General features: G+C 57.3%; 11 protein-coding genes and 1 pseudogene. 4 read left to right on the top strand and 8 right to left on the bottom strand.

Going from position 1 to position 11933, the window contains the following annotated elements; all coding sequences use genetic code 11:
- A partial coding sequence (locus tag E3E42_RS11595; RefSeq protein ID WP_167904860.1) for a DUF4162 domain-containing protein occupies positions 1-440 on the top strand: 440 nt, incomplete at its 5' end.
- 3 nt (positions 441-443) lie between these two features.
- On the opposite strand, the gene E3E42_RS11590 is transcribed toward E3E42_RS11595, so the two are convergent.
- Positions 444-1709: a UbiD family decarboxylase gene (locus tag E3E42_RS11590; protein ID WP_167904858.1), complete on the bottom strand. Its 1266-nt coding sequence runs from the start codon at positions 1707-1709 to the stop codon at positions 444-446.
- Between the two features lie 67 nt (positions 1710-1776).
- On the opposite strand from E3E42_RS11590, the gene E3E42_RS11585 reads away from it, so the two are divergent.
- On the top strand, positions 1777-3177 hold the full coding sequence (locus tag E3E42_RS11585; protein WP_167904864.1) for a DEAD/DEAH box helicase: 1401 nt from the start codon (positions 1777-1779) through the stop codon (positions 3175-3177).
- Here the strand turns inward: E3E42_RS11585 and truA are convergent.
- The 6 genes from truA to tdh form a co-directional block, all read right to left on the bottom strand.
- Positions 3124-3927: a tRNA pseudouridine(38-40) synthase TruA gene (truA, locus tag E3E42_RS11580; RefSeq protein WP_167904856.1), complete on the bottom strand. Its 804-nt coding sequence runs from the start codon at positions 3925-3927 to the stop codon at positions 3124-3126. The two genes, E3E42_RS11585 and truA, sit on opposite strands and share 54 nt — an antisense overlap.
- A gap of 254 nt (positions 3928-4181) precedes the next feature.
- Positions 4182-5888 carry a phenylalanine--tRNA ligase subunit beta gene (gene pheT, locus E3E42_RS11575; RefSeq protein ID WP_167904854.1) on the bottom strand — a complete coding sequence of 569 codons (1707 nt, stop codon included), beginning with the start codon at positions 5886-5888 and terminating at the stop codon, positions 4182-4184.
- A gap of 4 nt (positions 5889-5892) precedes the next feature.
- The gene (locus E3E42_RS11570; RefSeq protein WP_167904852.1) at positions 5893-6228 is read right to left on the bottom strand and encodes a PIN domain-containing protein; all 336 of its coding nucleotides are present in this window, start codon (positions 6226-6228) and stop codon (positions 5893-5895) included.
- A complete protein-coding gene (locus E3E42_RS11565; protein WP_167904850.1) occupies positions 6192-6404 on the bottom strand; it encodes a hypothetical protein in 213 nt (70 codons plus the stop codon). Before E3E42_RS11565 ends, E3E42_RS11570 begins: the two co-directional genes overlap by 37 nt.
- Before the next feature lie 28 nt (positions 6405-6432).
- A complete protein-coding gene (locus E3E42_RS11560; protein ID WP_167904848.1) occupies positions 6433-7938 on the bottom strand; it encodes a phenylalanine--tRNA ligase subunit alpha in 1506 nt (501 codons plus the stop codon).
- A 71-nt stretch (positions 7939-8009) separates the two neighbouring features.
- Positions 8010-9062, bottom strand: coding sequence for an L-threonine 3-dehydrogenase (gene tdh / locus E3E42_RS11555; RefSeq protein ID WP_167904862.1), 1053 nt, complete (start codon positions 9060-9062; stop codon positions 8010-8012).
- A 201-nt stretch (positions 9063-9263) separates the two neighbouring features.
- Here tdh and E3E42_RS11550 point away from each other — a divergent pair, with 201 nt between their 5' ends.
- Together E3E42_RS11550 and hmgA are read left to right on the top strand one after the other, a co-directional pair.
- Entirely contained in the window at positions 9264-10007 is a 744-nt protein-coding gene (locus tag E3E42_RS11550; protein ID WP_167904846.1) for a MinD/ParA family protein, read from the top strand.
- Positions 10008-10028: 21 nt separating this feature from the next.
- Positions 10029-11258, top strand: a complete 1230-nt coding sequence (gene hmgA / locus E3E42_RS11545) for a hydroxymethylglutaryl-CoA reductase (NADPH) (RefSeq protein WP_167904844.1) — start codon at positions 10029-10031, stop codon at positions 11256-11258.
- Between the two features lie 194 nt (positions 11259-11452).
- Here the strand turns inward: hmgA and E3E42_RS11540 are convergent.
- A pseudogene (locus E3E42_RS11540) lies at positions 11453-11933 on the bottom strand (TIGR00303 family protein); the annotation flags it as partial.

The following is an 11933-nucleotide window of genomic DNA, read 5'->3' as shown; positions in this document are numbered from 1 at the left end:
TTCTTATCCTCGATGAACCCATGACCGGCCTCGACCCGACGGGGATAGCGGAGTTCAAGGAGATTATTAGAGAGCAGAAAAAGGCCGGGAGGACGGTGTTCTTCTCAAGCCACATTCTCGCGCACGTTGAGGAGGTTTGCGACACGGTTGGCGTCATAGTGAAGGGCAAGCTCCGCGTTGAGGACAGCCTGGAGAACATCAAACGGGAGTTCCTGAGGAAGGCCGGCTACACGATAGTGCTGGAGACCAACGTTCCGGTAGACTTTGCGGGAGTCGACTGGAAGGTCACGCCGCTGGGCGAGAGGAAGTACCGCGTTGTTGCACCGGACGACATCAGGGAGCAGGTTCACGATTTCGTTGCTTCACGCGGCGCCAAGATACTCACGATGCAGGTCAAGGAGCCGAGCCTTGAAGAGATATTCCTTGAAATGGTGGAATGAGGGCTAAAGCCTAGCCCTCTCGAACTCCTCTTTTCTCTCCAGCGGCTTCGTTGCGTCGATTCCCCACTTTGCGGTTAAGCTCTTCTCCGCCGAGGGGTCCAGGGAGCTGCCACGGGCGTTGGGGATTACCACAAGGTCCCTGTCCGCCTGGAAGCGCGTCGCTATCGCCCACTCAACGTCCCTGTCATCGTATATGTCCACGTCCCCGTCGACAACTACCACGTGCTTCAGGCTGGGGTGCCCGGCGAATGCCGCCAGGATAGCGTTCTTGCCGTCACCGTCGTGCTGTTTAGTTATGCTCACCACCGCGTGGAGCCACATCGCACCTCCCTCGGTCAGCCTTACGCCGTGAACCTTTGGAACGACCCTCTTAACGCTCGCGTAAATCTGCGGCTCCTTCGGCAGGCCCATCAGCATGTAGTGCTCGTAGCCGCCGGGGAGAAGGGCATGGAAAACCGGTTCATCGACGTGGTGCATGCGCTCGAAGACCACCACTGGCTGCTTCCTCACGTAGTCGTATGTCCCGGTTATGTCCACAAAGGGCCCTTCGTCCGTCAGTTCGGGAAGTATCTTCGCCTCGAAGACGAAGTCGGTCTCGGCGGGAACGGGGATTCCTCCGAGATTGAAGACCTCGAGGGGCTTTCCGAAGGCCCTCTGGCTCATCGCCGAGGCTATCTCAAGCTCGCTTACGCCGTACGCAACGCTCGTGGCTCCGGCGAGGAGGACGTGAATCGGGTTTCCGACGACTATCCTGACGTCCAGCTCTTCCCCGGCTTCGGCCTTCTCCTTCCACATGGCGTAGAGGTGCCTCGGGACGAGCCTTATGGCGGCCCTTTTCTCGTCGATGACCATCATCCTGTGGAAGGACATGTTGACGAAGCCGTTTTCGTCCCTGGCTATGACCATGGCGGAGGTGAAGTACTGGCCGCCGTCTTGGGGGTAGTACTTTGGAATCGGAAGCTCGGTTAGGGAGAAGTCCCCGGTTGAGTTCGCCATGAAGGGTGCATCATCAACCATCCTGTAGGGTTCGGGATTTTCCATGGCCTTCGTCATCGTGTGAAGTATCTCCTCCCTCTCGATACCAAGGTACGATGCGATCCTCTCCCTGGTGCTCCAGATGTTGCCCGCGACTTCCCATCCGTCCACGTCCTTGAAGAGGACGGGTCTGTCGCGGTACTTCAGGAGATAACGCGTTACCCCGAGCTCTTTGCTTACCGGCTCCTTAACAACGACGGCATCATCAAACCGTTCGATGATTTCCCTCAGCATTCTATCACCTTAGTTTGGTGTTCCAAAAGGCCTATAAAGCCTTTTTCCAAACTTTCGACGATTGGCCATGCCTACGGTAACCCTCCGCATTCCCGATGGCTCCGCACTGGTTCGGATTGAGAAGGCGGACCCGCAGGTGTACTTCAAAATCTACGAGTTGCTGAGCTACAAGAGGGACTTTGGCAAATGGGAAAAGCCGGAGAGCCTCTACGACCCCTACGAGAAGACGTTTCCCGTTGGGGTTCTTCCGAGGGTCAAGAAGTTCCTGAACTGCAAGGGGTACCGCGTCCGCGTGAAGGACGAGCGGCAGATTAAGGGGACCAAGCTGAACTCCACGTGGGACGAAAATTACAGCATGCGCAGGTATCAAGGGAGGGCGGTTAAAAAGGCCCTCCGGGAGAAAATGGGGGTTCTGGCTCTTCCTGTTGGAAGCGGTAAGACCGTCGTTGGGCTGAGGATAATACACGAGCTTGACCTCTCGGCCCTTATAGTGGTCCACACCAAGGAGCTTCTCTACCAGTGGGCGGACAAGGTTCGTGAGGTCCTGGGGGTCGAACCTGGCATCGTCGGGGACAACAAGTGGGACGAGAAAGACGTCACCATAGCCATGATACAGACCCTCCTGTCTAGGGGTGCCGACAAGCTCCGGAACGAATACGCGATCCTCATGTTCGACGAGTGCCACAGAACCTCCGCCGCCGAGAAGTTCTACCAGCTCGGCCTTTCGCTGCCCCAGATATACCGCTTTGGCCTCTCCGCAACGCCCTGGAGGCGCATACGCGGTGAGGAGATTAAGATAGAGGCCGTCGTTGGGCCCACCATCTTCGAGGTTCGTGCGGAAGACCTCATAAAGGAAAAGTTCCTTGCGAAGCCGCGCTTTGAGATAATCACCTACGAGTCGAGCATGCCCTCCTTCAGTGAGCGCTACAAGGAGCTGTACGAGGATATGATAATGAACAACGACGAGAGGAACCGGGCCGTGGCCGGGAAGGCCGCCGAGCTCGCCCGAAAGGGGCACCGCGTCCTCATCGACGTCAGGAGGATAGAGCACGGCAGGATACTCAGGAAGATGCTTGGCGAGATGGGCGTGAAGGCGGAGTTCCTGAGCTCAAAGAGCTCCAACCGCTGGGAGATACTTGAGGCGTTCAAGAACGGCGAGATTCCGGTTCTTATCTCGACACTCCTCAAGGAGGGCGTGGACATACCGGAGATTTCGGCGATAATACTCGCGGGAGGCGGCAAGAGCGACATCATGACGATTCAGACAATAGGGCGCGCCCTGAGGCCGAAGAAGGGGATGAAGGCCGTTATAGTTGACGTTCAGGACGACGACCCCCTGCTTTTCACCCACTTCATCGAGCGGCAGAAGGCGCTCAAGCAGTACTACGGTAAATACTACGACAGGGAGATGGGCTCAAAGCTCGAGGAGGGCGTCGCCAAAAAGGGCCGCCCTCGTAAGCGCTCTTGAGTAGCGCTCGAACAGGTCGCGTTTTGCTTTTTTGAGCCCCCTTTCATCCACCTGGAACTCCACGTCCGGGTACTCCATGTGCCAGAGGATGAGTCCCTCGGGGGGCGCGGGCGGGACCTTTTTGCCGTACTTGCCCTCGAGCATCCCCTCAACCTCGCGGCTTTCCATCAGTCCGAGGCCGCAGAGGCGGACGGCGTTGACTATCCTCCTTGCCATCTCCCACAGGAAGCTTTTGCCCTCGATTTCGATGAGGTAGTAGCCCTGACGCCTGATGACATCAACCCGGAGGAGCTCTCTGATCGGATCCCTGCCGGGTTCAAGCCGGGAGAATGCCGAGAAGTCATGCCGGCCAGCGAAGAGCGCCGCGCACTCCCGCATGTCACGCTCATTGAAGCCCTCGTCAATCAGGTAGTAGCGATAGATCTTTGACCTCGCCTGGAACCGGGGGTGGAAGTCGTCCGGAACCTCGGCAACCCCGAGAACCCAGACATCCCTGAGGTGGTGGTTGAGAACCTCCGCGCGAACGAGGTCCGGCCTCGAGGCGACGTCAAAGGTCACGACGTTGAAGATGGCGGAAACCCCTCTGTCCGTCCTTGAGGCCCCCTTAAAGTTTGAGCTCTCGGCGTCCCTTATTATTCCGAGCTTTGATAGAGCCCGTATCAGCTCTCCTTCGACGGTTCTAACGTCGGGCTGCCTCTGAAAGCCATAGAATGCGGTGCCATCGTACCCTATTCTAAGTGCGAACCTCATGGTTGTTGGATGGGCTGGCGGGTATAAATGTCTTTTCCACGGTGCCGGTTGATACTGCGACGGATTATTTTACAAATGTAAACCCTGATTTTGGATGCTGTTCAAGCGGGAGCGAGAAAAATTGATAAACCCCATCCCCCAAGTGTATCTGGAGGTGGGAGGATGGATGCGATAATAGGGATTGAGGTGCTTGAGAACGTGACGAACTTTGAGATAATGTGTGCCCTTCTGGAAAAGAGGATAAAAATGGAGGATTAGAGGTACGGCGCCCGATAGAGCGGCCTCAGGAACATTTCAAACGCCGCCACGGGCATTTCTATTCCCCAGTTTTCCAGGACTGCCGGGTGGACCTCTCCGATGATGCCGATCGGTTTTCCTTCGACGACTATCTTCCCCGCCCTTCCCGGGATGAAGCTCGGGTGATCAATGCTCTCGAGTTCGTATGTGAAGCCGAGGTGGTGCATCACGCTCCCAAGTATCTCCTTGGCCTCGGTGAAGGTAACGCGCGGGTGGGCGAGGGCAACGGCGACCTTGCTCTCACTGACAGTTTTGGTTTCCCTGCTCTCGTCTATGAGGGTGGCCTTCCCGACCTCGAAGATTCTCTGCGGGTACTCCTCGTGGGTGTTCTGGCTCAGGAAATCAAGGAGGCTCGGGATGAGCCAGACCCTCAGGGCGGACCACTTGGGGCTTATGGGGTTCTCTATCTCAACGAGCTCCGCGGGCGGGTGGCTGAAGAGGTCCTCACCGGGTTCGAGCAGCATCTTTCCGTACTGGGATTCCCTGTTCGTCAGATTGAAGGTCATGACCTCCTGGAGGCCGTAGCCGACCATGAGCTCCCTGACGGCGTCTTCGAACTCGATGAACTTGTCGCCCCTCCCCTGAACGGCCAGTTCCGGCTCCTCCGGTTCCATTTCGTTGTACCCGTAGGCTATGAGCACGTCCTCCAGGACGTCGCGGGCGTGCATTATGTCGTCGCGGAAGGCCGGGTAGAGGAGCCTGGTCTTACCCTCCTCGAGCTTTACATCATACATCATCCTCTCAAGGAGATCTTTGATCTCCCCGTCACTCAGCTCGAGACCGGTGAGCCTCCTGATGTAGTCCAGCTCGACCTCGAACTCCTTCGGGGTGAGGTCGGGGGTCCTAATCTCGAAGTCAGGATAGACGACCTTAACGCTCCGTATCTTCCCTCCGCGTTCGGCTAAAGCCGTTACGACGACGTTGAGGGCCAGCATGACCTTGTTCAGGTCCCAGCCGGTCACGTCGATGAAGACGTTTCTGGTTTCGGTCGTCACCCTGCCGGTTACCTCGGAGTTAATAATTGGGGGCATCGAGAGGACTTTTCCTTCGCTGTCCACGAGGAGCGGGTAGTAAGGTTTGTCCTTAATCAGGTGGCCGTGTTCCCTGCCCTTTTCGTGCTTCTCAAGTATCTCCTCGAGCGTCATCTCCTCCTCGAAGCCGAGGGGCACGAACCGCTCCGTCTTCTCGGCGGCGCGGTAGTAGATTGGCGGTTTGACCTTGTCGAAGTCGAAGACGCCTATCGCGACCTCCCGCCTCCTTCTTCCGAACGTTAGGGCGACCTTTTCCTGGAGGTTGATCATCTGCTTCAGCGCCTCCTCGTCGAGGCTGAGACCCTCAACGATGGCGTAGAGGCCGTAGGGGCGGACGTCCTTCAGCTTCTCGTCAACGTAAACCGTTACGCCGCTGTCTTCGACCCCGTACTCGGGAAGCCCCTTCTGGAAGCCGAGCGCCCAGCGGATCTGCCTCGCTATTCCCTCGGCGCTCCAGAGGTCGGGCCTGTTGGTGTCCTTCGAGTCGGCCTTGAAGTAGATTTCACCGTCCTCCTCCCAGACGTCGTCCAGCTCGCATTTAGCGTAGAGGAATAGGTCTTCCCACTCCTCGACGGTGAAGCTCTTCCCGATGAGTCTCTCCAAATCCCGCTTTGACACGTCGAACTTCGGCATACTATCACCTCAACAGGTCTTCAATTGGCAGGGCGTCGTATTGCCCCCTGTTATCGAGTATTCCACCATCGTTCGTCACAATTGGAAGTGAAAGGGCCAGGGCGAGTGCAACAAACGGTGTATCCTTTTCATCGAACCCTCTGCAGATCTCGTAGGCCCGTTTCAGGAACGGACGGTATTCACTAAGAGGGTGGAGGATAATGCGTGATATCAGCTCCTCCCTGAAATGGGTCAGCTCGGCGCTACTGACGCCCCGGGAGCTCCTGGGTAGCAGCGCCGATATGATCACGTTCGTATCAACGATTATCCCAGTCCCAGCTCTCTCTTGAATTCCCGCCATGCCTCTTCCCTCAGTGCCTCGATTTCTTCGAGGTCTTCCTCATCGAGGTTGAGCTTCTTTGCAACGTCTTCCACGAAGGCAAGCCTCGCCATCTCGGCCTCAATGGCCCTCCTAACCTGAAGCTCCACGAACTCCCGCCTTACCCCAGAGGGGAGCTCTATAACGACCTTTGGCATATCAATCACCTTAGAGTATTTTTCCACCTCACCAGACGAGCCTTGCCTCCCTAAGCCAGCGCAGGTCGTAGCTGAAGAGGTAGCGGATGTCGTCTATGCCGAGCTTGAACATAGCAAGTCTGTCGATTCCTATTCCCCAGGCTATGACAGGGACATCAACTCCGAGAGCCTTCGTCATCTCCTCGCGGAAGATTCCAGCACCGCCAAACTCAACCCAGCCGAGCTCGGGGTGGTAGGCGCTCATCTGGACACTCGGCTCGGTGAACGGATAGTAGTCGGGCAGGAACTTGACCTTCTTTGCCCCGGCTATCTCCACCGCGAAGCGCTTGAGTATCCCGAGAAGGTTCCTGAAGTGCAGATCCTCGCCGACGACGAAGCCATCAACCTGGTTGAACTCTATGAGGTGGGTCCTGTCGAGGACGTCCGGACGGAAGACGCGCTGAATCGTGAAGTATTTTCCGGGTATCTCAACGCCCCTTGCGAGCTGTCTGCCGCTCAGGGCGGTACCGTGTGCCCTCGGCATGAGGAGCATGGCCCTCTCCGGAGACCAGACGTAACCCCAGCCGCGGGAACCAGTATCGCCGCCGTGCTCGTGGGCGGCCTTGACTCTGGCAACGAGTTCCTCCACGGGCAGGTGGCCGCTCTTTGGATACTTGAGCTGGTACGTGTCAGTCCAGTCCCTGGCGGGGTGGTTCTGGGGCTGGAAGAGCGCGTCAAAGTTCCAGAACTGGGTCTCGATGAGGCTGTCGGAGACCATCTCGATGAAGCCCATCTCGATAAGTCTCTTCCGTATCTTGTCGAGGAAGGCCCTGTACGGCTGCTTCTTGCCCGGGTAAATCCTCCGGACCGGAGCCGAGATGTTGAAGCGCTTGAACTCGACCTCGCGCCATTTTCCGGACTTTATCAGCTCGGGGGTCAGGTTGGAGACCTCTTCCCTCAGCTCGATGCCCCCTTTCACGAGCTCCGCTCCCTCGGGGGCTATCTCGACGAACCTCTCGGTAACGGAGTCCTCCTCCGCAATCTTCCTTCTCTTGAGTTCTTTAACGGGAATGAGTCCCTCAATCTCGTCCAGCGGTACGGTTCTCTTCTCCGTGAGGAGCTTGAGGGCGGCATCGATGGGCCTCTCTTCCGCGCTGAGTCCCTTCTCGGTGATTTCGAGGACTAACTTCCCGTCCTCCTTCCTAACGCTCGCCCAGCCCTCCTTCCTCAGGAGACCAACTATTGGTTTCAGCTCATCCTCGCTGAGAACGTTCCCCAGGTCATCCAGGGTCGCCTTTTTCTTTTCCTTCAGAACCCTCAGCGCCCTCCACTCTGGGAGACCTATCTCTGCGTACTTTCTTCCAGTCTCGGTGAGCTTGACAACCCTTTCACTTTTCTCGTGGAGCTTCGCCAGCCCCTTGCTCTGAAGGCCGAGAACCGCTCGCATAACCGCAACCTGGTCCAGACCGGTCCTTTTGACGAGCTCTTCGAATTTAGTCCTGCCAACTTCGCTGAGCTTTATGAGCGTGAGTTTCTCCTGGTAGCTTAGCTCCATAGTGCCACCTCCTTGGGGTGAGTTTGAGAGGAGTTACTTAAGAATTGCGGTGAAAGAAAAGGGGGAATAATTCAACCCTTGTGCGGGAAGAACACGACCTTACCGGTCTTGCCGGCCTTCATCAGCTCAAAGGCTTCCTCGAACTTCTCGAAGCCCCTGTACTTGTGGGTGATGACCGGGTCGAGGTTGAGCTTGCCGCTCTGGATGAGGCTTGAGACCGTGTACCAGGTCTCCCAGAGGTGCCTTCCGGTGATGCCGTGAATCTCGAGGGCCTTGAAGATGATCAGGTTGTTGAAGTCCACCGTAACGTCCCTCGGGAAGAGGCCGAGAAGCGAGACCCTTCCTCCCGGGGTGGTGGCGGCGAGGCCCTGCTCCAGAGCCTTGGGGGCGCCGCTGAACTCCAGGAAGACCTCAACGCCGGCGCCGTCGGTTATGTCCATGACCGCCCTGACGGGATCCTCCTCGAAGGGGTTGATGACGTAGTCGGCACCGACCTTCTTGGCCAGCTCGCGCCTGAACTCGCTCGGCTCGCTCACGATAACCGGGTAAGCACCCGCCGCTTTGGCAACCGCTATGCCGAGCAATCCAAGTGGTCCCGCACCCGTTATGAGAGTGCTCATTCCGGCTATCGGGCCTGCCAGAACAGTATCAACCGCATTGCCAAGCGGCTCCTGGAGCGCCGCGTACTCGGGAGGCATGTCCTTCGGGTTCTTCCAGGCGTTCTGGGCGGGAACTATCGCGTACTCGGCGAAAACACCGTCCATATCCACGCCGAATATCTTGGTGTTCTGGCAGACGTGGTAGCGGTTGTGCCTGCAGGCGTAGCACTTGCCGCAGACGATGTGGGTCTCAGCGCTTATGTAATCTCCGACCTCGAGGGTGTCAACGCCGGGTCCGACCTCGATGACCTCTCCGGCGACCTCATGCCCCATGATCTGGGGGGTCTTTATCCTGCTCTGCGCCCATTCGTTCCACTCGTAGATGTGGAGGTCGGTTCCACAGATGCTGGTGGCGAGAACCTTGATGAGAACTTCACCCGGTCCTGGCTTGGGAACATCAACCTCAACGAGCTCGGCACCGTAAGCGGGCTTAGTTTTCATGATAGCCGGCATCTTGTCAGCCATGGCAATCATCTCCTTAGCATTTACATGAATATCTGAACGGGGGACGATATAAACCTTTTGCGGTTGTTCTGAATCGTTTGCCCGTTTATGGGTGGATTTCTCTAACAGCCGTGCACTGAGCCCCTGGAGTGCCCTCTACTAAGCGGAAACCTTATAACGGACTCCAACTATTCTTTTCGTGGTATTTCGGGGGACTGGGCAATGGCGCTCATTGTTGTCACGGGGAGGGGCGGTGCAGGAAAGACAACAACCACGGCCAACCTAAGCGCTTACCTAGCCATGAGTGAATACCGCGTTCTTGCGGTCGATGGCGACCTGTACCTCCCGAACCTCGGGTTTCACTTCGCCCTGGACACCGTCAAGTACACAGTTCATTCCCTCATGAAGAACCCGGATATTGACCCGGAATGGGCCGTGTACAGGCACCCCGAAACGGGCGTTCATGTCATGCCCGGAAGTACCCGCCTTCAGGACGTTCTGGGCATCTCCCCCCGGCGGCTGGTCGAGATACTTGACAGGGTTAAGTACAAGTTCGGGGTTGTTTTTGTTGATTCCCCCACGGGCATACCTTTCGATACGCTTCCCACCTTTGAGCTGGCCAATTATCAGATTATCGTCGTTGAGATAGAGCGCTCTCCGATATATTCCTTTGAAGTAATGGTCAAGAACGAAATTGAGAAGCTGAAGGCCCTCGGTGAGAGATACAACCTCAACATTGGGGTGGTGCTGAACAAGGTCAGGGAGTCGGAAGATGTTGTGGACAAGATTATTGAGGTAATTGAAGACGACCTCAACGTGCCCGTTCTTGGATGGATTCCCTTTGATAATGTGGTTCCGGAGTCGATAAACGCGGGTATTCCCGTTCTGAGGTACGCCCCCAAAAGCGATGCGGCACTTGCGTTTATGGAGACCGGCAAGGTGCTTGAGGAATGGCTGTTCGGATGAATAGGGGCTGGAGGGAGCCAGATGGTAGATTTTGATGAACTCGTTGAGAAGGTAATAACAGGGGAGATAAAGCTCCATCAGGTTGAGAGGTACACGAACGGCGACAAGAGGCTCGCTACGGAGATAAGGCGCCGCGCTCTGGAGAAGAAGTTCGGTGTGAGCCTTGAAAATATCGGATACTACTCGATAGACCCAGAGAGGGTCATAGGAAAGAACATCGAGAACATGATAGGTGTCGTCCAGATACCGATGGGCGTCGCCGGGCCGCTCAAGATCAACGGCGAGTACGCGAAGGGCGAATTCTACATCCCTCTCGCCACCACTGAGGGGGCTCTCGTCGCGAGCGTCAACCGCGGCTGTTCGGCCCTCACCGCCGCTGGAGGCGTTAAGACCACCATAATCGACGACAAGATGACCCGCGCGCCCCTCCTCAAGTGCCCCGATGCAAGGCGCGCCAGGGAAGTTGCCGGGTGGGTCAAGGCCAACATCGAGTACCTCCAGGAGAAGGCCGTGAGCAAGGTCACCAGACACGGGAAGCTGAGGGACGTTAAGCCCCACATCGTCGGCAACAATCTCTACCTGCGCTTCGAGTTCGAGACCGGCGATGCCATGGGCATGAACATGGTCACCATCTCAAGCGAGGAGATAATGAAGGTCATCGAGGAGGAGTTCCCGGACGTGAAGTACCTCGCCCTCTCGGGCAACCTCTGCGTGGACAAGAAGCCCAACGCCATGAACTTCATCAACGGCCGCGGGAAGACCGTCATAGCCGAAGCTATAATCCCGCGCGAAATAGTTGAGAAGAAGCTGAAAACCACCCCGGAGCTCATAGCCGAGGTCAACTACAGGAAGAACCTCGTCGGTTCGGCCCAGGCCGGTTCCTACGGCTTCAACGCTCACTTTGCCAACATAGTCGGTGCTATTTTCCTTGCCACCGGCCAGGATGAGGCCCAGATTACCGAGGGCTCTCACGGGATAACCCTCGCGGAGGTTACCCCTGAGGGAGACCTGTACATCAGCGTTACCATGCCGAGCCTTGAGATTGGAACGGTCGGTGGAGGAACGCGCGTTCCCACCCAGAGGGAAGCCCTGAGCATAATGGGCGTTGCCGGCGGGGGAGAGCCGCCCGGTACAAACGCCAGGAAGTTCGCCGAGATAATAGCGGGCGCCGTCCTCGCTGGGGAGCTCTCCCTCCTGGCTGCGATAGCTGCAAAGCACCTGGCAAAGGCCCACGCCGAGCTGGGGCGTTAGCTTCCCTTCTTTCAGTCCTTTTGGCCTTCTGACCTCCTCCCTGCCCTGAAGGGCGAGGGTTCCAACGAGTTAACCCCTCTCCATTGACGGGGAGGTTTGCGGGCCCATCACCTACTCCCGTCGCCGGTTCAGCTCAGCCCGCAGGCCCGGTCTCGGGCCCGTTACCCCTACCGGCAATCACTCCGACAGACGAATCACCGGCTACCCTCCTCAAAAGACGGTTTCATCTTCATGAGCTTCCTGTAAAGCTCCTCGACCTTTTCGCTCACCTCTTCCGTTGAGAAACCCGCCTTAACGGCCAGCCACGTCGCTCCCCCCGCGCCGACGCCCTCCTTGACGTAGCCATTCTCGTAGTCCCTGAGGCCCTCGAACTCGCTCTTGGAGAAGTCGAGGTCGGCGGAATAAGTTATTATCCCGATTTCCCTCGCCGTTTCGAGGAAGGTCGCGCTTCTGTCATTGACCACCCACTTGGTGGTCGCTATCATGAACCTGTTTAAATCCTCGCCGAGGGCCTTTAACAGGGCTGAAACAGCCAACATCTGCGTTCCTCCAGCTAAGACGACGCTCTTCCTGAAGCCGAGGGAAATACCCACCACCGTTGCCATCATGGGGTCGCCGAACTGCCTCAGGGCCTCAAGCGGGTTGTCCTTCAGTTGACCTTTCCCGATTCCGGCC

This window comes from Thermococcus sp. JdF3, assembly GCF_012027495.1.
Lineage (GTDB): Archaea > Methanobacteriota_B > Thermococci > Thermococcales > Thermococcaceae > Thermococcus.
Note: the sequence above shows the minus strand (reverse complement) of the source record. Positions and strands in the feature narration are given on the sequence as shown.